At 37.3% G+C, this 23,420-nt stretch carries 26 protein-coding genes; 6 read left to right on the forward strand and 20 right to left on the reverse strand.

Going from position 1 to position 23,420, the window contains the following annotated elements; all coding sequences use genetic code 11:
* Positions 1-380 precede the first annotated feature (380 nt).
* Both CGC57_RS12370 and CGC57_RS12375 read right to left on the reverse strand, forming a co-directional pair.
* A complete protein-coding gene (locus tag CGC57_RS12370; RefSeq protein ID WP_002678817.1) occupies positions 381-1,292 on the reverse strand; it encodes a phosphatase domain-containing protein in 912 nt (303 codons plus the stop codon).
* A complete protein-coding gene (locus CGC57_RS12375; RefSeq protein WP_095899356.1) occupies positions 1,289-2,473 on the reverse strand; it encodes a glutathione binding-like protein in 1,185 nt (394 codons plus the stop codon). Before CGC57_RS12375 ends, CGC57_RS12370 begins: the two co-directional genes overlap by 4 nt.
* 104 nt (positions 2,474-2,577) lie before the next feature.
* Between CGC57_RS12375 and CGC57_RS12380 the strand changes: the two genes are divergently transcribed.
* The 3 genes from CGC57_RS12380 to CGC57_RS12390 all read left to right on the forward strand — a co-directional run bounded on the left by CGC57_RS12380 (position 2,578) and on the right by CGC57_RS12390 (position 4,964).
* On the forward strand, positions 2,578-3,498 hold the full coding sequence (locus CGC57_RS12380) for a hypothetical protein (protein ID WP_095899357.1): 921 nt from the start codon (positions 2,578-2,580) through the stop codon (positions 3,496-3,498).
* A gap of 84 nt (positions 3,499-3,582) precedes the next feature.
* Positions 3,583-4,101: an inorganic diphosphatase gene (locus CGC57_RS12385; protein ID WP_095899358.1), complete on the forward strand. Its 519-nt coding sequence runs from the start codon at positions 3,583-3,585 to the stop codon at positions 4,099-4,101.
* 68 nt (positions 4,102-4,169) lie between these two features.
* On the forward strand, positions 4,170-4,964 hold the full coding sequence (locus CGC57_RS12390) for a lysophospholipid acyltransferase family protein (RefSeq protein ID WP_095899359.1): 795 nt from the start codon (positions 4,170-4,172) through the stop codon (positions 4,962-4,964).
* Here CGC57_RS12390 and CGC57_RS12395 read toward each other — a convergent pair.
* Genes CGC57_RS12395 through ffh form a run of 9 tightly spaced genes read right to left on the reverse strand, consistent with a single transcriptional unit; the run spans position 4,917 to position 12,810 of the window.
* Positions 4,917-6,062 carry an MFS transporter gene (locus tag CGC57_RS12395; RefSeq protein WP_095899360.1) on the reverse strand — a complete coding sequence of 382 codons (1,146 nt, stop codon included), beginning with the start codon at positions 6,060-6,062 and terminating at the stop codon, positions 4,917-4,919. The two genes, CGC57_RS12390 and CGC57_RS12395, sit on opposite strands and share 48 nt — an antisense overlap.
* 25 nt (positions 6,063-6,087) lie before the next feature.
* Complete coding sequence (locus tag CGC57_RS12400; RefSeq protein WP_095899361.1) at positions 6,088-7,821, reverse strand: MutS-related protein; 1,734 nt, start codon at positions 7,819-7,821, stop codon at positions 6,088-6,090.
* A gap of 19 nt (positions 7,822-7,840) precedes the next feature.
* Positions 7,841-9,130, reverse strand: a complete 1,290-nt coding sequence (gene rodA, locus CGC57_RS12405; protein WP_095899362.1) for a rod shape-determining protein RodA — start codon at positions 9,128-9,130, stop codon at positions 7,841-7,843.
* A 14-nt stretch (positions 9,131-9,144) separates the two neighbouring features.
* On the reverse strand, positions 9,145-9,387 hold the full coding sequence (locus CGC57_RS12410) for a DUF6327 family protein (protein WP_095899363.1): 243 nt from the start codon (positions 9,385-9,387) through the stop codon (positions 9,145-9,147).
* Positions 9,374-9,742, reverse strand: coding sequence for a phage holin family protein (locus CGC57_RS12415; RefSeq protein ID WP_095899364.1), 369 nt, complete (start codon positions 9,740-9,742; stop codon positions 9,374-9,376). The genes CGC57_RS12410 and CGC57_RS12415 overlap by 14 nt, the downstream gene beginning before the upstream one ends.
* Positions 9,743-9,748: 6 nt before the next feature.
* Positions 9,749-10,075: a YtxH domain-containing protein gene (locus CGC57_RS12420; RefSeq protein ID WP_002678827.1), complete on the reverse strand. Its 327-nt coding sequence runs from the start codon at positions 10,073-10,075 to the stop codon at positions 9,749-9,751.
* Positions 10,076-10,110: 35 nt separating this feature from the next.
* On the reverse strand, positions 10,111-10,989 hold the full coding sequence (folD, locus tag CGC57_RS12425; RefSeq protein WP_095899365.1) for a bifunctional methylenetetrahydrofolate dehydrogenase/methenyltetrahydrofolate cyclohydrolase FolD: 879 nt from the start codon (positions 10,987-10,989) through the stop codon (positions 10,111-10,113).
* Between the two features lie 21 nt (positions 10,990-11,010).
* On the reverse strand, positions 11,011-11,466 hold the full coding sequence (locus CGC57_RS12430; RefSeq protein ID WP_095899366.1) for a DUF2750 domain-containing protein: 456 nt from the start codon (positions 11,464-11,466) through the stop codon (positions 11,011-11,013).
* 15 nt (positions 11,467-11,481) lie between these two features.
* Positions 11,482-12,810, reverse strand: coding sequence for a signal recognition particle protein (gene ffh / locus CGC57_RS12435; protein WP_095899367.1), 1,329 nt, complete (start codon positions 12,808-12,810; stop codon positions 11,482-11,484).
* Between the two features lie 136 nt (positions 12,811-12,946).
* Here ffh and CGC57_RS12440 point away from each other — a divergent pair, with 136 nt between their 5' ends.
* Positions 12,947-13,243 (forward strand): thioredoxin family protein, encoded by a 297-nt coding sequence (locus CGC57_RS12440; protein ID WP_095899368.1) that lies wholly within the window; start codon positions 12,947-12,949, stop codon positions 13,241-13,243.
* An 89-nt stretch (positions 13,244-13,332) separates the two neighbouring features.
* Here the strand turns inward: CGC57_RS12440 and CGC57_RS12445 are convergent, their stop codons facing one another.
* The 8 genes from CGC57_RS12445 to CGC57_RS12480 all read right to left on the reverse strand — a co-directional run bounded on the left by CGC57_RS12445 (position 13,333) and on the right by CGC57_RS12480 (position 19,495).
* Complete coding sequence (locus tag CGC57_RS12445) at positions 13,333-14,385, reverse strand: DUF3810 domain-containing protein (protein ID WP_095899369.1); 1,053 nt, start codon at positions 14,383-14,385, stop codon at positions 13,333-13,335.
* 2 nt (positions 14,386-14,387) lie between these two features.
* Positions 14,388-14,993: a DUF2911 domain-containing protein gene (locus CGC57_RS12450; RefSeq protein WP_172458412.1), complete on the reverse strand. Its 606-nt coding sequence runs from the start codon at positions 14,991-14,993 to the stop codon at positions 14,388-14,390.
* 1 nt (position 14,994) lies between these two features.
* Positions 14,995-15,717, reverse strand: coding sequence for a type IX secretion/gliding motility protein PorT/SprT (porT, locus tag CGC57_RS12455; protein WP_095899370.1), 723 nt, complete (start codon positions 15,715-15,717; stop codon positions 14,995-14,997).
* A 16-nt stretch (positions 15,718-15,733) separates the two neighbouring features.
* On the reverse strand, positions 15,734-16,468 hold the full coding sequence (ubiE, locus tag CGC57_RS12460; RefSeq protein ID WP_002678659.1) for a bifunctional demethylmenaquinone methyltransferase/2-methoxy-6-polyprenyl-1,4-benzoquinol methylase UbiE: 735 nt from the start codon (positions 16,466-16,468) through the stop codon (positions 15,734-15,736).
* 211 nt (positions 16,469-16,679) lie between these two features.
* Positions 16,680-16,913: a hypothetical protein gene (locus CGC57_RS12465; protein WP_002678832.1), complete on the reverse strand. Its 234-nt coding sequence runs from the start codon at positions 16,911-16,913 to the stop codon at positions 16,680-16,682.
* A 24-nt stretch (positions 16,914-16,937) separates the two neighbouring features.
* Complete coding sequence (locus CGC57_RS12470; RefSeq protein WP_095899371.1) at positions 16,938-17,753, reverse strand: 5'-nucleotidase, lipoprotein e(P4) family; 816 nt, start codon at positions 17,751-17,753, stop codon at positions 16,938-16,940.
* A 22-nt stretch (positions 17,754-17,775) separates the two neighbouring features.
* Positions 17,776-18,738 carry a 2-hydroxyacid dehydrogenase gene (locus tag CGC57_RS12475; protein WP_095899372.1) on the reverse strand — a complete coding sequence of 321 codons (963 nt, stop codon included), beginning with the start codon at positions 18,736-18,738 and terminating at the stop codon, positions 17,776-17,778.
* A 31-nt stretch (positions 18,739-18,769) separates the two neighbouring features.
* The gene (locus tag CGC57_RS12480; RefSeq protein ID WP_095899373.1) at positions 18,770-19,495 is read right to left on the reverse strand and encodes a YqjF family protein; all 726 of its coding nucleotides are present in this window, start codon (positions 19,493-19,495) and stop codon (positions 18,770-18,772) included.
* A gap of 157 nt (positions 19,496-19,652) precedes the next feature.
* Here CGC57_RS12480 and CGC57_RS12485 point away from each other — a divergent pair, with 157 nt between their 5' ends.
* A complete protein-coding gene (locus CGC57_RS12485; RefSeq protein WP_095899374.1) occupies positions 19,653-20,771 on the forward strand; it encodes a formimidoylglutamase in 1,119 nt (372 codons plus the stop codon).
* Here the strand turns inward: CGC57_RS12485 and CGC57_RS12490 are convergent, their stop codons facing one another.
* Positions 20,772-22,634, reverse strand: a complete 1,863-nt coding sequence (locus CGC57_RS12490; protein ID WP_095899375.1) for an ABC-F family ATP-binding cassette domain-containing protein — start codon at positions 22,632-22,634, stop codon at positions 20,772-20,774. It lies immediately after the preceding gene.
* A 115-nt stretch (positions 22,635-22,749) separates the two neighbouring features.
* Here CGC57_RS12490 and CGC57_RS12495 point away from each other — a divergent pair, with 115 nt between their 5' ends.
* A complete protein-coding gene (locus tag CGC57_RS12495; RefSeq protein WP_095899376.1) occupies positions 22,750-23,415 on the forward strand; it encodes a MarC family protein in 666 nt (221 codons plus the stop codon).
* Positions 23,416-23,420 lie beyond the last annotated feature (5 nt).

Genomic DNA, 23,420 nt, shown 5'->3' on the forward strand with positions numbered 1-23,420 from the left:
GGATTGCCCCCTTCCTTCGGAAGGGGGAACGGGGGTAAGCTCTAAAACGCAAAACGGACATTAGCCCTTCTCCGACCCGTCTACCTCGTCCGCCTTGTCTAATCTTGTCCAAAATCCCTGCGATTCTCTGAGTTTCTCTGCAATTCTCTAAAATAATCTGATTATCAATAATTTTGAAGTATGTTATGTAAGGGCGTTTTGCAAACGCCTACTTAAATAAAACTTTTAGAACACCTTCAACGGGGGTAGGCTTTAAAATGCAAAACGGTACATCAGTCCATCTCCGTCTCGTTCGCTTTGTCCAAAAAACCTGCGATTCTCCGAGTTTTTCTACAATTCTCTAAAATAATCCCTGCAATTCTCCCAAAACAACAATCAACTTAAAAATCCCCGTAATTCACTTGGAAGCAAGGTAAATGCAAATCCTTGCGCCACATATCTACCACTTGGTTGCGGTCATCTAAAAGAAATTCTACAAAGTATTTTCCTTGTATTTCACCTTCAAAAAGTTCCCTTTTTATGATGTTATCTTTGCGGAAATCGTTAGAGGTGCGCATCAGCAGTAAGTCGTAACCTATTTGGTGTTTATCGAGAAAACGCATTGTAGGTTCGCGGAATTTATCTTCGCGCCCCGAGAGCAAAATCACTTGGTACCCTTGTTGCTTAGCCATTTTCAATGCAGCAGCTACAGGTTCGTTCAGCAAATCGTTATCACAAGTTGCCGCGTTGTAAGGATCACGACCATTGAGCAAGGAAAGTGTACCATCTAAATCGCAAATCACAGCCTTAGGTAAGTTCTTATCTTGAGTAGCATAGCTGGTAGTTGCCACTTGTACTTTACGAGGAATAGGAGCAAAATCAAATTTTTCGAGAGTGTGCTTTAGATTAGCTACATTTCTCTCTACCACACTTTTAGATATGAATTTTCCCGTTTCTTCATAGCGTTTATCACAGCGTTTTACTAATTCGTCTACAGGTAAATCAAATACTTTAAAACTGATATCAGCGTATTCAGTATAAGTGTGAATCATATCCTGAATGGTGCGCAGCGATGTGTTTGTAGCATCGATAATCACATTGGTATCACTTTTTAGCAAGGTGAGCACCGAGGCTTCTACCATTTTGCTAATGCGCTCTTCATAGAACGGAATCATTAGCGAATCACCAAACTGCATCAAGCGAAAGTCATCGCGATTCACGCGTATCCAATTGTCTTCGGTACGTAAAAAATAACGTGCAAAGGTAGATTTACCCGACCCCGGGGCACCCACCAATATAAGAAGTTTACTCATAGTCTGCTGTCTAATTGATTTTCTACCTCTTCCCCTAAAATGCGGTCGAGTACTAAGTTTTTAAATTCGTAATTCTCTTCGTGAATCTCATTATAAGGCGTTTGCAAAAGCTTGGCATTGATAGCCCAATCGTTGATAGAACATTTCAGCTTACCTTTTATATTGCGTTTAGCGATTTGTTCTTCTAATCGGTCTTGAAAATCCACCCCGTAAATGAGTGTGAGGTAATCGTTGTTGCGCACTTTGAAAGCAGGCGGTATGCCTTGCATAAAAGCCTTACGAGGCTTGATAACTACCCCCTCTTCGTCATTGGCGTTCATTCGGTCTACCCAAGCGCGTATTTCGGGGTATTTGGCTTCAAAGTCAGCGGTATCCGTAAAAGTGTAGTGCAAAAATTCATCACTGTTAATACGTGCAAAACTGAGGTTGTCATTCACAAAATGTTCAGTCCCATCATCGTAGATTTCCTTTAAAATGTTAAAAGGTTTGAAGTAAACAGTTGCGTCTTTGCCAAAGATATCTAATTGTCTTTTAAACAGAGCAATATTCTTCTCATAATGAGGCAAATCGAGTAGCTTCATATCGCGTATCGATTGGTACTGACGAATGATGTGGGTAGGGTATTTATCTTTCAGTTCCTTGCCCGAAAATACTTTAGCGTCAGCCACAAAAGCGAGGTATTCAGGTTTTTGCTTGATAGCGTTTATTTTTTCATATAAGTCGCTCTGTTGCAAGTAGTCGCAATGTATTTGATGAGAGATGTAATAAGCCGAAAACTCATTGGTAATAAGTCCTTTACCTAAAGCCGACCACGGCATCAATTCCGATTGGATAATGCGAATAGTTGTGTTCTCCCAGCTGAACTTAGCGTGTAACTGAGCGAGCGCTGACACCCATTGTGAACGATCTAAATGATTGATTTTATAACCATTTCGGCTTACTAAATAACTATCTTCTAAGTTCTTATGCAAGTAAATATCACAATAAGAACCCATATATTTCTTCTGTATTAAAATCTCTTTGATGTCTCTGTCAAAGAACCATCGCAAGCCCTCATAAAGACTTTCAATTTCATTGCGCCCCACCGATTTAGGAGCTGGTGAAATTGTAGGCGAAAAAGCATTGATTTTGTTCTTGCAAAACCAATCAATACGTTTTTTTATAAGTGTTTTATCTTCCATCGCTTAAATTTGTGGCAAAGATAACAAAACACACACAATTACACAAATAATTTGCTTAATCAAACAGAATATACTACTTTTGTAGTCACACAATAAGAAAAACGATGAAAACCTATTTCAAAAGATTATTCATTTTTACAGCAATTATTTTTAGCTTTCAGGTTGATTGTATTAAAGAAGATGAGGTTTATACAGAACATAAACGTGCTCTGTTACAACACAACTATCTCATTGTAAATACTATCGATGGCACTCCTGCTGAAGTTGAGGTGAGTTATTCGGTTTATATCGCTGGAAATAAAGAAAATACTGTGATAACCGAGCGCAAAACTACTCCTTTTGTGATAGGAGGAGAGAAAGTAATGGCAAAGTACGACAGTATATACGAATCTAATGGTAGAGATAGGTGGCATCTCTACAATGAACCTTATTATGATTATCAGCCTAAAGGAAGTGATTATCTCGTGATAAAAAACACTTCTACTACTACCTTAGAATATGCCGTGGTAGGAGCTCAAAAAGTACGCTATTATGCTCTGCCTGAACTTAATAGAAAACCTCTCATCAGCCGTAAAGAACCTGTGAATATAAACAAAATGCTCAAAGATTACCCTTTGCCTATTTACAAGGGAACGCCTGTGCTGTATCTGTTTAAACCAGAACTCGCTCCACAAACTGATGTCTTTACTTTTTGGGAAAGCCTTTCGTCAGACGACAATACGCGAATAAACAAAATTACCCTTAAAACACCTACTTTTGGAAGTGTAACCCTCAATACACCAATGTCTATAACCGATGTCTTAGCTCTTTATAAAGAAGAATTTGAAAACGGAAACACTTTGTTTGATAGCTATTCCACTTATTACTCTCACCTCTTAGGAGAACCGAATAGAAGTTTAAAAACGCTTAATTGGTATGTGTCTGATGGTCTTTGGTATGGAAAATTATCTGCAGGACAAGAACTTATAAATGAAAAAGGCAAAATAAACTTTACAAATCTCAATAGCAAACCGAATAGACTATAAAGCAAAAAAAAATAGGGTTTGTGGGGTATATATCACTTTTTTTACTATTTTTGCCCCCCTAAACACTAATTGAATAAAAAAGAAATGTCAGAAAACAAATCACTATCTTTTGATGTACTCATCGAAATTCCCAAGGGGAGTCGCAATAAATACGAGTATGATTTTGAGTTGCGCAAAGTGCGTTACGATCGTATGATTTTTTCATCAATGATGTATCCTGCCGATTATGGCTTTGTGCCCGAAACCTTAGCTTTAGATTCCGACCCGTTAGACGTGCTCGTATTAGTAACCGAACCTACTTTCCCTGGCTGTGTAATGGAAGTTAAACCTATAGGAGTATTCCACATGGCTGATGAAAAAGGTCCTGATGAAAAGGTGATTTGCGTACCCGTTTCCGACCCAATATGGAATAAAATGAACGACCTTAGCGATTTGAACCCCCACCTTATCAAAGAAATCGAACACTTCTTTAGCGTATATAAAGATTTAGAAAAGAAGAAAGTAGCGATCAACGGTTGGGGTGACCTAAACGAAGCAGTGAAAATTTATCACGAATGTAAAGAACGCTATGTCAATAGTGGAAAAAATTTTTCAATAAACTAAACTAATGAGGCAATGAGTTGATTTGTACATCAACTCATTGCCTCATTACCTAATCAATAAATTGACCAATGCCTTTATTCAAACAAGACCCTTTCGGACATACCCTTTTCGTAAAGAAATGGCTCATTCGCGTTTTTGGACTCATTACCCATAGCAGGTATGATGGTTTCAATCAACTGAAGATTGAAGGCTCGGATATCATTCGTGAATTGCCTCCACAAAATGTGATGTTCATTTCTAATCACCAAACGTATTTCGCCGATGTAACAGCTATGTATCACGTATTCAACGCCAGTTTGAAAGGACGTAAAAATACCTTAGATAATATAGGCTATTTGTGGAATCCCAAACTTAATATTTATTATGTGGCAGCCTCCGAAACAATGAAATCAGGGATATTGCCCAAAATATTAGGGTATGCGGGGGCTATTCCTGTCAATAGAACGTGGCGTGAAAAAGGGAAAGAAGTACATCGTGAAGTACGCCAAGTAGATGTAGAGAATATAGGAATTGCTCTTGCCGATGGCTGGGTGATTACCTTTCCGCAAGGTACTACATCGCCTTGGAAGCCTATCCGCAAAGGTACGGCACACCTTATCAAGCAATACAAACCCGTGGTAGTGCCCATTGTAATTGATGGTTTCCGCCGTTCGTTTGATAAAAAAGGGATCAATATCAAAAAGAAAGGGGTTCAACAATCAATGATTATCAAACCCCCTTTGCAGATAGATTATGAAAATGATACAGTTGAAGAAATTGTAGTTCAAATTGAAATGGCTATCGAACAACACGAATCATTTCTCAAAGTAAAAAAATTAGAATCTGAGAATACGCCAAAGGTAGAAGGTCAAGAGCAACCCTAAACTTGCCAATCCTGCCCCCATAAGCGATGGGTAATTGGTGCTGAACCCATAGAGCAGTGGCAATCCTCCTACATAAGCTCCAATAGAATTAGCAGTGTTGAATCCCGCTTGCATAAAAGCGGCTCCCATCATTTCTGATTGAGGTGCGCAGCGGAAAATGAGCATATTCAACGGAGAACCTAATGACATCGACATTGCTCCACATACAAATGTAAGCACCCACGCTATAGGCTGAATATGTGAGAAAAAGAAGACCAATAGCAATACACTGATGAGCATCAACGAGATGTAAATAGTCGCTTTGATAGGCGATAGTCGGTCAGTAATCCAGCCTCCTAAGAGGTTGCCTACCACCATTCCCGCACCCGCAACTATCATCACCACCGATTTCATATCAGGGTTGATATGTGCTGTCTCTATCATCAAGGGTTGTATATAGCTGAACCACGCAAAAAGTCCGCCACAACCTAAAGCAGTAATACCTAAAACTAATAATGACCTTGGATTGAAAAATAAACGTACTTCGCGTTTGATACCAAGGTCTCTTTTGTTTTCTATATTGGGTAAGAAAAAGAATATCGATAGCATTGTAAGTAATCCTAACGACGATACACAGCCCATCGCTGTTCGCCAGCCTATCCACGCTCCTATGTAAGTAAGCAAAGGTACCATTATCAAATTGGCGACAGTAAGCCCTGCAAACATAATTGAAATGGCAAAAGCTTCTTTACCTTTAGGGGCTAACTGCTTGGCTACAATAGCACCTACCCCAAAGAATGCACCGTGGGGTAACCCCGAAAAGAAACGCGCTAAAAGCAAAGTAGTATAATTAGGTGAAAAAGCTGAAAGCCCGTTGAAGAGCGTGAAGAGAAACATAAAAAACAATAGTATCTTCTTAGGATTGTATGAGGCAGCCAAAGCGATGAGTGTTGGAGCACCTACAACTACACCTATAGCGTAAGCCGAAATAAGCCGCCCTGTGATAGCATCTTCTAAATGCATATCTTCGCCTATTACACGTAATAATCCCATTATTAGGAACTCGGTAGCTCCTAAAGCTAAACCTCCTATAGCAAGAGGCCACAGTTTTTTAATCATAAGTTTTCTTTTTTTAGTAATTTCTTTATATAATGCCTAATTTCTTCATCAAGAAGGTAGCGTTTTTGTTTTTGCACACCCCATCTCTCAGTTTGTAATCAAAAGTGAGTTCCCCATTTTCAATGATTGATTCAAAACACTTATTCTGCAATTGCTGCGGATATTGTTCGCTGAGGTTACACACTTCTATATCGTGAGTGGCAAGTACCCCTAAAGCCTGTAAAGAGAGCAAGCGTTCTACAATTTTGATAGTGCCTTGCTGTTTATCTTCAGAATTGGTGCCGCGCAATACTTCGTCTAAGAGTACAAAGCAACGTTCGCTTTCTAAAGTTTTTACAATTTGCTGTATACAGTTGATTTCGGCAAAGAAATATGATTTGCCATCGCTGAGAGAATCGGCGAGACGCATAGAAACGAGCAATCGCAAAGGGTGTACATTGGCTTTACGCGCACAAACGGGCAAACCTACCAAAGTGAGCAACATATTCACTCCTAAAGTACGCAAAAAAGTACTCTTCCCCGACATATTAGAGCCTGTGAGCAGTATAAAAGCCTGCTCATTGAGGATAATATCGTTAGTAATGCGCTGTTCTGAAGGAATAAGAGGGTGTCCTATCGCCTCAAAAGCTATTTCGTACTTATTATTAAGAGTAGGATATACAAAATCGGGGTGATTATAGCTAAAATTAGCAAAACTACATAACACTTCAATCTCCCCCACCGATTGCAACCACTCTTCTATATGGGCTGCATAACGAGCTTTCCATTGCAAAAGCTGTTGGTAACGATGTATGTGATAGAAAGAAAATGCGTTGAGAGGTATAGATACTAATATATTGCCTACGCTGTCTAAATCGTCTAACAAACGCGAAAGTTGGGCTATTTTAGCGCTTGCTTGCTGGTTTCTTTCGGGAAAACGCGCTTCTACTTGAGCAATACACTCTCTAAAAGCATAAAGCATTGTATAAGTCCGCTCAAATCCTAATTTTTCCTTAGCTATTTTGCCTATAAAACTAAAGAAAATTACTAAATTGACAGTGAGCAATAGTTTTCCTATAGTTTTTAGCAGTTCGTTATCCCAACCATAACCTATTAACAGACATACAACAAGCAGTATAGGTAAGGCTATAAGTGTATAACGCATTGTATTACTCAATAGTTTAATAGGGGCTTTTGCCCACGCACTCAGTTTGGTATAGAACTCCTCACTATCGTCTATTTGTTGGGCATAAGCAGTAAAGGTTTGTCGCCAAGTGAGGTCGGGGGTAAGGGCTTGTATTTGTTTTTGAGTATCGAGAATACGCTCAGGGGTAGGGGAGAGGAGGCGTTCTGCTAATAGCTTTCTCCCCAAGAAAGTATGTGTGCGATTGAGGTAATGATAAAGCGAGCGTTCACCTAAAATATCTAAATCATAAGCGTAAGGGTGATTTTCTTGCTGGAAAGCACTACCATTATCAGTGAAGAAAATATGTTGTTCTAAAAAAGCAATTTCCTGCTCATTGAGGCGTATTTTGGTTTTAGCAATAGTGCGAAGAGCACTTATCTTTTTATGTTTTACAATCAATAAAAAGAAGACGATAATAGCCAATATACAAAAGAGCCCCATCAGTATAGAGGGGGCTTTGATGAGTTGGTATACCAAGCCAATAATCAGTAACATAGCAACCAATCGCAGCAACCCCATTTGGTTGTATTGCTTGTTGAGTTTTTGGTATTGTGTTGTGGCTTCTGTAAGTTTTTCTTTATATGAGTTTGTCATTTTTTGTCATTCGTAATTATTATCGAATCCAATCATTCAAGCGGTTAGCATCTAATCGTAAGAAGATAAAGAGCAAAATAGTAAATGCCCAAAGTCCAGACCCCCCATAGCTAAAGAAAGGCAACGGAATACCAATGGTAGGTATCAAACTAATTACCATACCTATATTGATACAGAAGTGTACAAAGAGAATTGAGATTACACAATAGCCATAAACCCTATTGAACTTAGATTTCTGTCGTTCGGCTAATACTATGAGTCGTAAGAGTAAGAAGGTGAATAGTATTACTACAGTAGCTGTACCAACAAATCCCCATTCTTCGCCTATGGTGGTGAAAATATAATCGGTGTGTTGTTCAGGGATAAAACTTCCTTTGGTACGCGTGCCTTCCAAGAATCCTTTTCCTAAAGCACCTCCAGAGGTAATCGCCGATTCTGCCATATTGGTATTATAAGCAAAATCACGCTTCATAGCTGCAATTTTTTGAGGGTCGGTTTCAAGGCGTAACCACAAGTTTAGACGATTGCGATGGTGCTGTTTCAGTACATTGTCATACACGGGGTGAGTAGCGAAAGCTGTTAGCAAGCACAATAATGAGAGTATAAAAATATTCTGAAAAGGAATTCTGTTAGTTTTCTTTTTATGCCAAAATCCATAAGCTCCAATACTGATAATAGAGGCTAAAACGGTGAAAGTAGTACCAAATTTCAGCGAAGAGATAAACACTACCCCTGATAAAAAGAGGTAGAAGAGTAGGGCTGAAGGCATTCCTTCACGGAAGAGTGCAAATGCTAATGAGAAGAATACTAATAAACTCCCTACATCGGGTTGTAACAAAATGAGAAACGCAGGTACGCAAATGATAGCAATAGCGCGTAAGAGATCGGGAGTACGCCGAATATCGGTGTGAATATCACTTACATAGCGAGAAAAAGCAAGTGCTGTAGCTACTTTAGCAAATTCACTGGGTTGCACCGTGATAGAGCCTATAGCATACCACGCTTTGGCGCCATTGGTCTCTTTACCAAAAATAAATAACCCCGCTAATAAAACAATAGCAATGAGATAGAAGAGTACTGAAAAATTAGAGTATATTTTGGGGTCTAAAGCCAAAATAAAAGTAATCAGTAAGAAGCTGAGCCCTATAAAAAGCATCTGTTTTCCATAAAACTGATTGATGTCGAAAATGGAAGTAACATTTAGGTCACTATAAGTAGTGGAGAAAATAGCAATCCACCCGCACATTACTAATAATAAATACAATATTACCGAAATCCAATCGAGATTCTTTATAAGGCTATGTTTCATTGATAGTTATAAGATTATTTGAGTTTTTTACGAAAAAGGAAAAACAAGGCGTATTCAATAGCTAAGTTAAGCCATCTTTTTTCGTTGGTCAAGAAAGAGAACCAAGTATTAGCAAGTAGATTTCCAAGAGTGAGACTCTTAGCAGCTGTCGATACTTGTTGGGTGAGAGACAAACGGTCTATTTCCTTTTCTAAACGTAGTATTTTGAGGTCGTTATCAATTTCTTCAAAAGAATGATAGGTTTTATTCTTCGTCATCAGGTTCAGCTTTAAAATAGATTTCGGAGAGTTTTTCTAATAGGGGCTTCTCAATAAGTTTTTTTCGGAAAGCCAATACTATTACAGCAATCAATATATAGAAAGCTCCTACAATAACAAATCCTAAGGCATTGCTACCCAATGCTTCGCCTATAGCATAGGCTGTAGCAAAGGACAAGAAGAACAATACCAACAAACTCGCAAAAGCAACTATAAAGAAAGTAATGAGACCATAGGATGATTTACCTATAAATCTAAAAATAAATAATTTATAGTAAGCGATTTGCGAATTGAGGGCGGAATTTGCTTTTGTAGGAACTTCCTCAAAAGATTCTTTGATAGAATGGATAGACATAAGTGTTTATTTCTGTAGTTTAGCGTTAGCTTCTTTTAAAGCAGCTAATTTTTTTTCTAAGAAAGTAATCACATCTTCAGCTTTGTAGCTTGATTTAGAAAGTAAAGATTCTACTTTATCTTCTAAAGAACCTTTAAACTCAGCTGATTTTTCTTTTACACTATCGGTTAAACGTTCAAGCTGTTCTTTCAGTTTATCAGCTTTATCACTCACAGAGTCTTTAATTTTTTCGCGAGTGTTTTTTCCTTTGTCGGGAGCGAAAAGAATGCCTAATCCTACTCCAATGGCAGTACCTGCTGCCAAACCTAATAATACATTTGCTGTTTTTGCCATAATATTCTAAATTTAAATGTTTATTCTTTAAAGTATCAATTTCTATACCATTTGTAAGCTAATAGTGTGTTTTTCAGTAGCATTGCTATGGTCATAGGTCCTACGCCACCAGGAACAGGAGTAATGTAGCTCGCTTTTTCTTTTACTTCATCGAAAGCTACATCGCCTACTATACGATATCCTTTAGGGCTGATATCGTCTTTTAGGCGTGTAATTCCTACATCAATCACGGTTACGCCTTCTTTTACCATATCGCCTTTTAGAAATTCTGGGATACCCAATGCCATCACCACAATATCGGCTTGACGGGTGAGGTCAGCGAGGTTAGGCGTATGACTGTGGGTGAGGGTAACTGTTGCATTGCCTTGTGCTCCTTTTTGGCTGAGTAATATACTAATAGGACGACCTACAATGTGTGAACGCCCTACTACTACTACGTGTTTGCCTTGGGTAGGCACTTTGTAGCGTTTTAGCAATTCCATAATACCAAAGGGAGTAGCGGGAATGAAAGCCTCCATATCCAATGCCATTCTGCCGAAGTTAGCAGGATGAAAACCATCTACATCTTTTGTAGGGTCGATGGCTAAAAGTATTTTCTGCTCATTGATGTGTTTAGGCAGAGGTAATTGCACAATATAACCATCAATTTCAGGATTGGTGTTTAGCTTTGCAATTTCTTGTAGTAATTTTTCTTCACTAATATCAGCGGGAAGTTTTACTAAAGTAGAAGCAAAACCGACTTGCTCACAAGCCTTTACTTTACTACCTACATAAGTGAGGCTTGCACCATCGTCGCCTACTAATACAGCTGCTAAATGAGGTACTTTTTTACCTTGGTCTTTAAGTTGTTTTACCTCCTCAGCGATTTCTTGTTTGAGAGCTTCAGAAGTTTTTTTTCCGTCTAAGATAGTCATTAAGGGTTGTGTTTTTAGAGGTTAGAGAGCTTCTTCATCGGTGATATCGAGCTCTATTTGATTTAAGAGTTGTTTTACTTGGGCTAATGATTCGAATGAGTCGCTAAAAGTAACGGCTGTTTTGGTTCTGTCAATTTCGTCTACCAATGCTTTTACTAAATCAACAGGTACAAGTTCTTCTCCCCCTGATAAATCGGCATTAAAACCAATACCAATAGCCATTGTTTCTACTTGCATTCCAAAGCAAATTTCGATAAACTCTTCTAAAGTAGCAGATTTTACGATTCCTTTAGCCCATTCGTCGGCTTTACAAGCGGCAGCTTGTTTTTCATCTTCCCAAAAGAGAGCTACAGGAATAGCCTCTTTGCTTTCTTCAATATAGAAAGCTTGTGAGCCACACATTGCAAAGGATTCGTCTACCTCTAAGTAGAACACTTTTTTATTCTTTACTATGGTTTCAATGAATTTCTTTAACATATTTGTATTAATTTATTATCTCATACCTTGCATCATCTGCATCATTTTTCTACCACCACCGCCTTGCATCATTTTCATCATTTTACTCATTTGCTCAAACTGTTTCATCAGCTGGTTTACTTCTTGAATATCACGACCACTACCTTTAGCAATGCGTTTTTTGCGGCTTAAATCTATAATAGCAGGAGTACTACGCTCTTTTGGAGTCATTGAGTGTATAATAGCTTCGATGTGTTTGAAGGCATCGTCTTTGATGTCGAGGTCTTTTACAGCTTTACCAACACCAGGGAGCATACCTAGGAGGTCTTTCATACTACCCATACGTTTGATTTGTTGAATTTGTTCGAGGAAGTCGTCGAAACCAAATTGGTTTTTAGCAATTTTCTTTTGCAATTTGCGTGCTTGTTCCTCATCAAACTGTTCTTGAGCGCGTTCTACTAATGATACAACGTCCCCCATTCCGAGGATACGGTCGGCCATACGTTCAGGATAGAACACATCAATAGCGTCCATTTTTTCACCTGTACCTACAAATTTGATAGGTTTATTTACTACTGATTTGATAGTAATCGCTGCCCCACCGCGGGTGTCACCATCGAGTTTGGTGAGGATAACCCCATCGAAGTTGAGTACATCATTGAATGCTTTGGCGGTATTCACGGCGTCTTGTCCCGTCATTGCATCAACTACAAAAAGGGTTTCTTGTGGGTTGAGAGCTTTGTGAATATTAGATATTTCGGTCATCATTTGCTCATCAACGGCTAATCGACCAGCGGTATCTACTATCACTACATTTAAGTGGTTTTCTTTAGCGTACTGCACCCCTTTTTGAGCAATATCTACGGGGTTGCTGTTGCCTTTATCGGAGAATACGGGTACCCCTACTTGTTCACCAACGATATGTAATTGGTCAATCGCAGCAGGACGATAGACATCGCAAGCAACGAGCAAAGGTTTTTTATTTTTCTTGTTTTTGAGGTAGTTAGCTAATTTTCCTGAGAAAGTAGTTTTACCAGAACCTTGTAATCCTGACATTAGGATAACAGTAGGGTTCCCTGATAGGTTTATACCTGCAGCATCGCCTCCCATTAGCTGGGTGAGTTCGTCTTTTACGATTTTCACCATTAACTGACCAGGTTGTAAGGTGGTGAGTACCTGCTGACCTAAGGCTTTTTCTTTTACATTGTTAGTGAAATCTTTGGCTATCTTATAATTTACATCCGCATCTAATAAAGCACGACGTACTTCTTTTAGCGTTTCAGCTACATTTATTTCAGTAATTTTTCCATGTCCCTTTAGATTATGAAGGGCTTTCTCTAATTTATCACTTAAATTATCAAACATTTTTTTCTGTTTTAAAAACTTGGGCAAAGGTAGAAAAAAAAGTGGAAACTAAAAAGTAAAGAGATAAAAAATAAATAAAATGTGTTTGTAATTCAAAAAAACTTTGTACTTTTGTCGCATTATTAAACACAGAATTATGAAGAAATTTGGTGATGTCATCAATGTAAATACCCCAGTACTCCTTTGTTTTTACTCAGAAGGTATAGAGGTTTCACTGCATATGAACGCAGTGTTACGTGAAGTTGCTTCGGTACTTAGAGAGCGTGTAAAGGTAGTGAAAATAGATGTAAACAAGAATGCTGAATTGAGTAAGGCATTGAAGATAAGTGCCTTGCCAACAGTTATTATTTTCAATAAACTAAGCCTTATTTGGCGCGCTGAGGGCTTCCAAGATAGTGAAGTATTACTAATGGAGCTCAATAAATTTCTTTAATAATATTGAATATAAAAAATAACTTTGCTAAAGTTTTAAACTTTAGCAAAGTTTCTATTGTCTTGCTAATACCTAAACTCTAATTCTTCTTAATGGTTATAATGCGGTATTAGTAATCCTATTACTAAATCATAACTATTGATACCTTGCTTTTGTTTATTTGCTTTTAAGAATGCATCATAACTGGCTTTGAAAACAGGTTCGGCTTTGTTTTCATATTGTTTCCAAAACAAACGTACTTCTTTATAATTTTCAAAAATCCCTTTGTGAACTTGTGTGTGAAGTGCTTCATACTCAATAGGGGCTACTACAGCTACTTCGTTTAGGAAATAACGGAGGGCAAATAGTTCAGCACTATAATCAAAATAGGGATTTTTTGTTTTTTTTGCAGCTAAATAGCCTAAGTAATTAGCTTCTTCTTCAGCAGCATATCCTATTTGGTGAGCTATTTCGTGACAAGCAGTAATAGGAGTACTATAGCCTATCATCTTTCCATTCACTTGTGCTTCATTAGTAAATGGATTTAAATATCCACTATATCCCATATAGGTGAGTAAAGTACTATAAATAGAAGGTTTTACACTTTTTATAGCTTTAAAATCACTAATACCTTGTATTGTTAGTGGGTAGCCTTCAGTAGCAATGCGGTATATTTCCTTTTGAGAAAGCCAAAAATCTACTTTGGTACTATTATTAGGAGCTAATCGTGAATGGAGAGCATTGGCTCTGTTTATACATATTTGGGTAGCTTTAAGTAGTTGTTCCTCGCTATATTGTTTAGAAATTTTTAATGAGTCCTCCAAAGGTATTCTAAAATAGTTGAAGCCCCATAAAAAGAAAAAAGCAAAGACTATACGCACACTTTTAGAGAATATTTTATCTAAGGTATTTAGAGGTTCTGTCCATAGTTTCTTGAAGTGTTTTACCACTGTTATAACTAAACCAATAATAACCAAAGTGTACAAAATATCACCTACAGAGAAAGGTATCCACCCCAATAGAAAGTGAAGCACTTTAGCTATATACGGGTAGATACCTTTACTGTAGATATGTTCAGTAACAGAGGGGAAGCTGCGAAAAATGAGCCAGATTGCTATGTAAATAGCTAATATACCATATTTTTGCACTTGTTTTCTTTCCATTACTAATTATCTTTACCTTCTAAATCTCTCTCAAATTGTTTTACTTCTTTGAGTTGTTCAATAATTTTATCAATAATTTCTTTCTTATCTATCTCAATAGGGATTTCTACTTTGGTGTATTCCCAACGGATGATGAGGTTCAGTTTTTCATTAGAAAGACTCTCAAAAGAAAATTCTAAGGACTCTTGTAAATCTTTAGTTTGTATTACAGGAACTGTAAACTCTATAGCGTTTTCATTAGGGTCATAACTATAAGCACCCCAAGCATCAGCATCGTAGTTCAGTACTATTTTCCATTGGTGTTGTTCGGGAGTTATGAAAATGGCATAATCTCCTTTTTTTACTGGTTTACCACCTACTTTAACAGGTTGTAAAAAGCTGATACTCGTAGCTTGATTAGCTCCTGCACGCCATACTTTTCCGTAAGGAACCAATTCACCGAAAATCTTTCTACCTCGCACACTAGGGCGACCATAGTCTACCGTTACTTGACTTACTGAAAATTGTTGAGTAATTACTTGTCGCGGACTCGCCATTGGGTAGCTAAAGTTCTGGGCATAAGAGATGCAACTTGCTAAAATACCTATAAGAAATACGATTTTTTTCATACTATTCAAAATTGAGATTTAACAAGAAACCACGTGTTTTGAGTCCGTTGATATTACCTGTCCATTTACTATTAGCGTCTTTATCGGGGATTAATTCGTTGTTTACAGAGAACAAAGCTCTGAGGGAAGGGGATACCCTAAAGTAATGAGTATAGATATCTAAACCTATCCCCATTTCATAGAAAAATACGTTTTTAGTAGCACGGAAAGTTTTTTCGGAGTTATCGATAGTAAGTTTGTCATTACTACTTAGGTTGAAAACTACAGAAGCTCCTGCTGTTACATAAGGTTTGAAGTTATACCAACGTTTTGCGCTGAATTTCAATAATAAAGGAATATAGATATAGGTAGATTGAGCATCACGTAGTGCATCTTTGCTATCAGAAAAACCAGGGAAGATAAGTACACGTTTGTTGTATACTAATCCTGGTTCTATACGCAAATCGAGGTACTTCATCAAGCGAGCAGAGCCAGTAAGCCCTACATTGAACCCCACTTTACGGTCGGTTTGGATTTCTCGCAAACTTGCATTTCTGTAGTTGAGATCTTTGTAATCGATTTTGAAATCGAAGGTATTAGCACCAAAGTAATAACCCCATTGGTAGCGTTTTTCATCAAAGTGTTCCAAGTTTACCATAGGTTCTTTGAATTGTGCATACAAATTGGCGAAACCTACACAAAGGAACAAAAATAAAAGGATTTTCTTAAAATTTATTTTACTCATTATTTATTAAAAAATTCTATTTATTAGCAATATAGATGGTGGCAACCCCTCCTAAGGTTTTAGGGTAATATTTAGTTTGTTGATAACCTACTTTATCTAATATTTGTTGGAATTTTTTTCCATAAGGGAAATGAATTGCCGAGTTAGATAGGTATCGGTAGGCTGAACGGTCTTTAGAAAAGAGTTTACCAATAAGAGGCATTATGTAATTGGTATAACAATAGTATCCTTGTTTGAAAGGGAATTTCTCGGGTATAGAAGTTTCTAAAACTACTAATCTTCCATTAGGTTTTAGCACTCTAAATATTTCAGAAAGCCCTTTTTCTAAATCCTCGAAATTGCGTACTCCAAAGCCAACAGTTACGGCATCAAAAGTTGCATCAGCAAAAGGTAATTCTTCGCTGTCACCTTGTACCAAGTTTATGCGGTTTGAAAGTTGTTTTTTAGCAATCTTTTCACGTCCTACCGCAAGCATTCCTTCAGAGATGTCTAACCCCGTAATTTTTACCTCAGGTATAGTTGTAAGCGCAATAGCTAAATCACCTGTACCTGTAGCGACATCTAATACTGTAGAAGGATTGATTTCAGCTACTTTTTGGACGACGAATTTACGCCATTTTACGTCTGACCCCCAAGAAATTACACGATTCAAACCATCATAAGTTTCCGAGATAGTATTGAACATTTGGGTTACTTGTTGTTTTTTTCCATCTGTTGATCCTTGGTAGGGCGTAACGGTATTTTCAGACATATATGCTTAATTTTTGGCAAAAATAGTAATTAATTATTAATTAGCAAGTAACAATGAGCAATTAAACTGATTTTTCTATTTTCTTCTCAGCTCCTAACTTGTAAATCTTACGTAGAAGAACAAGTATCTCGTTGGCTATTTCTTTTTCGATTGTATCTTTATTAGGCAAAAGTCCGAAAAATTTTGCCCGCCACTCATCATCTTTAGGTTGTTAACCTGCACCCAACATCTGAATACCGATATAAGAAGTAAAATCTTCTCTTAGTACTATCCTGAACATCAGTGATGTACCCATACCTTCGGAGTCAAAAAGCTGAGCTTGGTAGGTGGTCGTAGGAGCTTCTGTTAAAAGCTCAAAATACGAGTGTCCTTCCAACAATTTATTCACTTCATTTATATCAATAGAAGTTACTTCTCTTTTAGGAATGATAAACTCTTTTTCCACTATGTGTTACTTGTTAGGAGATCTTTATTTAAAAGCCTTTGTATTATTTTTGATAATTGCTTCTTTTTCAGCAGCAGGCATATTATATTTATGATTGTATGCAGCGCCTTCCCAATCGCCATAAGAGTAGTTAGGTAGTACTATGAAACGCTTTCCAAACTCTGTTTTATTGTTGTGGACTGCTTCAGAACGTTGTTGAGGAGTACCTCCATCAAAATCTTTAGAAAAATCGGAAAGGTTATCACCCATCAAGAGTACGATGTCGTAATCTTTGGCGATTTGCAATCGGCGATTTTCTTTACTTTTTTCTGCAGAACGCAAAATAAGGTTGTTATCAGAAGGTAAAGGGAAGTTGTATCTTTTTAGGTTTTTAGCAGTGCCTTCACGTTCTTTTTCAAGACGGTTAGTCACATAAAAAATGGCTACTCCTTTGCTATCAGCATATTTGAAAAATTCTAAAGCACCTGTTAGAGGTTTAGCTTCGCCCAATACAGTCCATTCTTCCCACGCTTTTTGTGAATAGCTAATCCCTTGTTTGGCACAATAGGCTTCAAAAGGAGAGTTGTCTAAAAAGGTTTCGTCTATATCGGTAACAATAGCCAAAGGTTTATCTCCTTTTTTAGCAAGAGCCTCATCTAATCGCAGTTGAGCAACATTGAAGGCTTGCAAGCATAAGGCTTCGTATTCGGCGGCATTTTGTTGGAAATAAGATGACCATAATTTGCCATTAGCAATTAGGGCACTTTCGCCAGAAGTAGTTTGTGTTGTAGTGGTGTTTTTGGTAGCGTTGCAACTAAGTAATAAAGCGGCTACCCCAATGAGTAAATAATTTTTTTTCATTTTTATTTAATTTGTCGATTTGTTAATTTTCAAATAAGCCAATTCGCCAAGCAAATTGGTCGATTATTTTGTCTACTATTATTTGTGCGAGTTTTTCTTTGCTTTCAAGTGTCCAGCCTGCGATGTGAGGGGTGAGAATCACATTATCAGCCTCTAATAGATATTTAAAAGATTCAGGCATTTGACCATCGCTAAAGAAATCTTCAAAAGACGCTTTTTCGTATTCTAATACATCTAAACCAGCTCCCAACACTTTGCCATTTTGCAGAGCGTGCACCAAATCATTAGTAACAACACTCTTGCCACGAGCAGTATTTAGGAACCAGAAATTTTTGGCAAAACTATTGATAAACGCTGCATTAATCATTTTTTCAGTTTGAGGAGTTTGAGGGGTGTGCAAGCTCACTATATCGGCTTGACGGAAAAAATCTACCAAAGTTACTTGCTTAGCATTCTCATCGCCTTTATCGGGAAGAATGTCGTAACAAATTACATTGCAGTCGAAACCTCTTAATTTTTTAGCAAAACTCTTACCCATATTGCCATAGCCTATGATGCCAACAGTCTTCCCATCGAGTTCCCAACCACGGTTTTCCTCACGCAACCATTTACCATTTTTAATTTCGTTGTTAGCTTTTTTAAACTTGTTCAAAAGAGCTAAAAGCATACCAAGAGCGTGTTCTCCTACAGCATTGCGGTTGCCTTCAGGAGCAGCAATGAGAGTAATTCCTTTGCTTTCGGCATAATTACAATCTATATTTTCAAGACCAGCACCTACTCTGCCTATGAATTTCAATCGAGTAGCTTTGTCTAAAAAAGTTTTATCTATAGGAAAACGACTGCGGATGATAATTCCATCATAATCAGCGATTTTAGATTCTATAATTTCTTTAGAGCTAGTGTAGTCCTCATAATTTTCAAAACCTTGTGCTGAGAGTTGAGAAAGCATCAAGGGGTGATTTTTATCTATATGTAATATTTTCATTTTTTTTAATTAAATATTAGCTAATACAATTTTATAAGATTTTTTCTCGTTTCCAAGATACAACAGGGAGTTCTCTTGAATAATGGACAGCTACTAAATTATTAGATGAAAGTTCTATAGCTCCTAACTGATAGACCATATCCACATTGTAAAGTTTTACAGAGTTCAGTTGCCATTCTCTATGATGAATTTGATAGCGGTAGAGGTTATTATTATGCTTTAAGTATAAACAATAACGCTCAGTAAGCCACAAGTCAAAAGGAGTTTTGTCTTCTATACGTGAGGAGATGTTAAAACCTACATCTAAATGGAAATTCTTTTGAGAGTTAGCATTTGTATAGCCTCTGTTGGTACGTTTGATTATTGATTTCTCGTAAGGAAGTCCCGATAAAGTGCGTGCTACCCAAGCTGAAAAAGCTTTCTCAGCTTCTATATTCAAGAAATATACGCCTGCTTTATCTCCTTTCTTTACATAGGTACGCACATTTATCTCGTAGAAATTTGAGAGAAAACCTACTGCTGGTAGATGGATAGGGCGTATCTGTTCCATACGAAAACAAACTACTGATACATAGGTTTTTCCTTGAAAGGTATCAAGTTCTATCTCTGCAGGAACTAATTCTCGTAAGTTTTTTTCATCTACTCTAAAATGCAGGAATAGAGCATCGTTCCACTCTTGATAATAAGCGAGGTTACCTTTAGGAATCTCCCAAGGACGGTGTGATACATCGTTGAATATAGTTGTGATATCATTCATAACTAAATGTCTAAAACCTAATAATCGTCTTATTTGTTCGGCAAAAGTACAAAATAATTATAAACTACAAGTGAGAAAATACAAATAATTTACTAATTCACAAATTTGCTAATTTGCTAATTATCTCCTACCTTTGCCGTCTAATAATAAAAGAATTATGTCATTATCCTATTTACAACCTATAGATGAGTCTTTTACCTTAGATGATTACAAACCACAACAAGTAGGTTTTCAACTACAAAAACACCTTCCATCTTTAGGATTGCCAGATCTTACAGATATAAAAATAGCATTCTTTTGTATAGAAACGATGGGGCAGTCGTTTTACCGTTTTCGTCAGCATTTGTATTCACTTTTTATGGGCAATTGGAATTTTGGTATTGCAGATTTAGGAAACTTGCCCTTAGAAGCTACAGAAGAAGATACACATTTTGCTATCAAAGAGATTGTAGCTGATTTGATTAAAGAAGGGGTCATTCCTATAGTGTTAGGAGGTTCACAAGATTTTACCTATTCACTCTATCGCGCTTTTGATAGCCTTGAACAAATGGTAAACCTTGTGTGTGTGGATTCTAAATTTGATTTTGGCAATACAGAAGAGTTGTTTGTAGAGAGTTCGTATATGAGTAAACTCATTTCAGAACCGCCTGTAAATCTATTAGATTTTACAAATTTAGGTTATCAATCGTATTATGTAGCCCAAGAGGAGTTAGATTTGCTTGAGAAAATGTGTTTTGAGGTACATCGTTTAGGTAATATAGTGAATGATTTGAAGATTATAGAGCCAGCTATGCGCGATGCTGATATAGTGAGTGTGGATATGACTTCAGTACAAGCAAAGGATATGATGGCTGTGGGTAATGTAAATGGATTTAATAGCAGAGAAATATGTGCTATTGCGCGTTATGCAGGTATTAGTAGTAATGTGCAAGTAGCAGGTATTTTTGATATTCCCAATACCGATTTGGCAGCCCAATTACTCGCAGAAATGGTTTGGTATTTTTATGAAGGTTTTACCTTCCGCATTAAGGAATTGCCAGTAATCAACGATGAGAATTACACTAAATATATTGTACCCATAGACGATATACAAATAGAGTTTTTCAAAAGTACCCAAACTGAACGTTGGTGGATGAAACCAGGAGGCGACAAATATTCTTCTCCTCAAAATCACGTACCTTCAGGGCTTGTGCCTTGTTTACCACAAGATTATGAAGAAGCTATTCGCGGTATTGTTCCTGAACGTTGGTGGCGTACTTATCGCAAATCGGTTTAATTATTGTTCTAATTTTTCAGTTAATTCAAACCAACGTTCTGTTTTTTCCTCTATAGCAGTAAGCGTTTGCTGTAGGGCAATTGATTGGTTTTGTATTTCATCATTGCTAAGTGTTCCTTCACTAAAAGCTGCTTCAATACTTGCTTTTTGCTCTTCTAATTGGGCAATTTCTTTTTCTAAACGGTTGTATTCTTTCTGTTCATTAAATGATAAACCTTTCATTCCGTCCTTACGCCAAGTATTTTTAGTAGTTTCTTTTTTAGGAGATTCATCTACCGGTGGAGTACTCTCTTCATATACACGATAATCAGTGTAATTACCAGGAAAATCTTCTACTTCGCCATTGCCTCTGAAAACAAAAAGGTGATCTACAATTTTATCCATAAAATAGCGGTCGTGAGAGACTACTACCAAGCAACCAGGGTAGTCTAACAAAAAGTCTTCTAAGACATTTAGGGTAACAATGTCGAGGTCGTTTGTAGGCTCGTCGAGGATTAGAAAATTAGGATTTTGTATAAGCACAGTGCAGAGATATAAGCGTTTGAGCTCACCTCCGCTGAGTTTTTCGACATAATCATACTGTTTTTTACGGTCGAAGAGAAAGCGCTCTAAGAGTTGTCCTGCCGAGAGGGTACGCCCTTTGAGCAAAGGGATATAGTCGCCGTATTTTTGTATTACCTCTATTACTTTTTGCCCTTGTAATACCTCTATACCCTCCTGAGTATAGTAGCCAAATTTGATAGTATCACCTACTACTATTTTACCACTATCGGGGGTGATCGTTCCTGTAAGAAGGTTTAAGAATGTAGACTTTCCAGTGCCGTTTTTGCCTATAATGCCTACTCGTTCTCCTCGTAAGAAATTGTAGCTGAACTTATCAAGTATGCAAAGCTCATCGAAAGCCTTGCACACGTTATGAAATTCTACAGTCTTGCTTCCCAAGCGTTCCATATTGATTTCCAATTGCACGAAATGCTCTTTGCGTCTTTTGTGAGCAGCTTCTTTAATTTTATAAAAGTCGTCTATGCGCGATTTAGATTTGGTAGTACGCGCTTTGGGCTGACGGCGCATCCAGTCGAGTTCTTTTACATATAGGTTTTTAGCTTTCTCTACAGAGGCTTGTTCTTGTGCAAGTCGTTGTTCTTTCTTCTCTAAGAAATAGGAATAGTTTCCTTTATAACTGAAGAGTTCGCCGTTGTCTAATTCTAATATTTCGTTGCAGACACGTTCTAAGAAATAACGGTCGTGAGTAACGATGAAAAGGGTAAGGTTCTCTTTAGCGAAATACTGTTCGAGCCATTCTATCATCTCTAAATCAAGATGGTTAGTAGGTTCATCTAATATCAATAAATCGGGTTTACTGATGAGTACATTGGCTAAGGCAAGGCGCTTTTTTTGTCCGCCAGAGAGGCTTTTTACTTTCAGCTGAAGATTATCTAATTTAAGACGCGAGAGGATTTGTTTGTATTGTGTTTCAAAATCCCACGCGTTATGGCGTTCCATTTGTTCAAATGCTTTTTGGTAAGCATCTTCATTTTCGGGGTACTGCAAGGCGTGTTCATATTCTTGGATAAGGCGCAAAATAGGATTATCAGTAGCAAAAATAGTTTCTTCTATTGTCAAATCTTCATTAAAATAAGGATTTTGAGAAAGAAACCCAATGTGTATCCCTTTGCGGAACACTACTTGACCACTATCGGGGAGATCTTTCCCAGCGATAATGTTGAGAAGAGTAGTTTTTCCGGTGCCATTTTTGGCTATAAAGGCTATTTTTTGGTCTTTATTGATACCAAAAGAGATGTTTTCAAGAATTATGCGTTCGCCAAAGGCTTTAGATATGTTTTCTACAGATAGTAAGTTCATTTTAGAAATTAAGAGGTGAGAGTGGGGGCAAAAGTAACAATAATTTATTAAATAGCCAATTGTCAATTTGTTAATTTGCTAATTAATTTGTACTTTTGCGCAAATTTTTTAAGTTATGAATTTTGATATAAAGGAGATTATCTCCGCTACTATGGTACTCTTTGCGGTGGTAGATATCATTGGGAGTGTGCCAATTATTATCAATCTACGCAAAAAAGCGGGACGTATACAATCTGAGAAAACAGCTATTGTTGCGGGAGGCTTGTTGGTAGTGTTTCTATTTCTTGGCAAACAATTGTTAAACTTATTTGGAGTAACCGTTGAAGCTTTTGCTGTAGCTGGAGCGTTTATTCTTTTTTTTCTTGCCTTAGAGATGATATTAGGCATTACCCTTTACAAAGGTACAACCCCCGAAAGTGCCTCTATTGTGCCATTAGCATTTCCTATGGTAGCAGGAGCGGGTGCACTTACAACAGTGCTTTCACTCAGAGCAAAATTCTATGTAGAGAATATTATTGTAGCGATAATTATCAATATGGTTATCGTTTATATAGTACTTAAATCGTCGGAACGAATAGAAAAATTCTTAGGCAAGCAAGGTATTACTGTACTTCACAACCTTTTTGGGGTTATTCTTTTAGCTATTGCTGTAAACCTCTTTACAGCTAATATCAAAGAGATGTTCTTTTCAAAACATACAGCTCCAGTTGAGGAAAAACTCAACTTGCCTAAAATTCCCACTAATGATGACAAAACATTTTTCTTAACCCCTAACACCTAAATAAA

The organism is Capnocytophaga sputigena (assembly GCF_002302495.1).
Taxonomy (GTDB): Bacteria; Bacteroidota; Bacteroidia; order Flavobacteriales; family Flavobacteriaceae; genus Capnocytophaga; species Capnocytophaga sputigena.

Bases quoted from the DNA above. Each gene is read 5' to 3' on its own strand.
- CGC57_RS12370 (WP_002678817.1), bottom strand. From the start codon at position 1,292: ATGAGTAAACTTCTTATATTGGTGGGTGCCCCGGGGTCGGGTAAATCT.
- CGC57_RS12375 (WP_095899356.1), bottom strand. From the start codon at position 2,473: ATGGAAGATAAAACACTTATAAAAAAACGTATTGATTGGTTTTGCAAG.
- CGC57_RS12380 (WP_095899357.1), top strand. From the start codon at position 2,578: ATGAAAACCTATTTCAAAAGATTATTCATTTTTACAGCAATTATTTTT.
- CGC57_RS12385 (WP_095899358.1), top strand. From the start codon at position 3,583: ATGTCAGAAAACAAATCACTATCTTTTGATGTACTCATCGAAATTCCC.
- CGC57_RS12390 (WP_095899359.1), top strand. From the start codon at position 4,170: ATGCCTTTATTCAAACAAGACCCTTTCGGACATACCCTTTTCGTAAAG.
- CGC57_RS12395 (WP_095899360.1), bottom strand. From the start codon at position 6,062: ATGATTAAAAAACTGTGGCCTCTTGCTATAGGAGGTTTAGCTTTAGGA.
- CGC57_RS12400 (WP_095899361.1), bottom strand. From the start codon at position 7,821: ATGACAAACTCATATAAAGAAAAACTTACAGAAGCCACAACACAATAC.
- rodA (WP_095899362.1), bottom strand. From the start codon at position 9,130: ATGAAACATAGCCTTATAAAGAATCTCGATTGGATTTCGGTAATATTG.
- CGC57_RS12410 (WP_095899363.1), bottom strand. From the start codon at position 9,387: ATGACGAAGAATAAAACCTATCATTCTTTTGAAGAAATTGATAACGAC.
- CGC57_RS12415 (WP_095899364.1), bottom strand. From the start codon at position 9,742: ATGTCTATCCATTCTATCAAAGAATCTTTTGAGGAAGTTCCTACAAAA.
- CGC57_RS12420 (WP_002678827.1), bottom strand. From the start codon at position 10,075: ATGGCAAAAACAGCAAATGTATTATTAGGTTTGGCAGCAGGTACTGCC.
- folD (WP_095899365.1), bottom strand. From the start codon at position 10,989: ATGACTATCTTAGACGGAAAAAAAACTTCTGAAGCTCTCAAACAAGAA.
- CGC57_RS12430 (WP_095899366.1), bottom strand. From the start codon at position 11,466: ATGTTAAAGAAATTCATTGAAACCATAGTAAAGAATAAAAAAGTGTTC.
- ffh (WP_095899367.1), bottom strand. From the start codon at position 12,810: ATGTTTGATAATTTAAGTGATAAATTAGAGAAAGCCCTTCATAATCTA.
- CGC57_RS12440 (WP_095899368.1), top strand. From the start codon at position 12,947: ATGAAGAAATTTGGTGATGTCATCAATGTAAATACCCCAGTACTCCTT.
- CGC57_RS12445 (WP_095899369.1), bottom strand. From the start codon at position 14,385: ATGGAAAGAAAACAAGTGCAAAAATATGGTATATTAGCTATTTACATA.
- CGC57_RS12450 (WP_172458412.1), bottom strand. From the start codon at position 14,993: ATGAAAAAAATCGTATTTCTTATAGGTATTTTAGCAAGTTGCATCTCT.
- porT (WP_095899370.1), bottom strand. From the start codon at position 15,717: ATGAGTAAAATAAATTTTAAGAAAATCCTTTTATTTTTGTTCCTTTGT.
- ubiE (WP_002678659.1), bottom strand. From the start codon at position 16,468: ATGTCTGAAAATACCGTTACGCCCTACCAAGGATCAACAGATGGAAAA.
- CGC57_RS12470 (WP_095899371.1), bottom strand. From the start codon at position 17,753: ATGAAAAAAAATTATTTACTCATTGGGGTAGCCGCTTTATTACTTAGT.
- CGC57_RS12475 (WP_095899372.1), bottom strand. From the start codon at position 18,738: ATGAAAATATTACATATAGATAAAAATCACCCCTTGATGCTTTCTCAA.
- CGC57_RS12480 (WP_095899373.1), bottom strand. From the start codon at position 19,495: ATGAATGATATCACAACTATATTCAACGATGTATCACACCGTCCTTGG.
- CGC57_RS12485 (WP_095899374.1), top strand. From the start codon at position 19,653: ATGTCATTATCCTATTTACAACCTATAGATGAGTCTTTTACCTTAGAT.
- CGC57_RS12490 (WP_095899375.1), bottom strand. From the start codon at position 22,634: ATGAACTTACTATCTGTAGAAAACATATCTAAAGCCTTTGGCGAACGC.
- CGC57_RS12495 (WP_095899376.1), top strand. From the start codon at position 22,750: ATGAATTTTGATATAAAGGAGATTATCTCCGCTACTATGGTACTCTTT.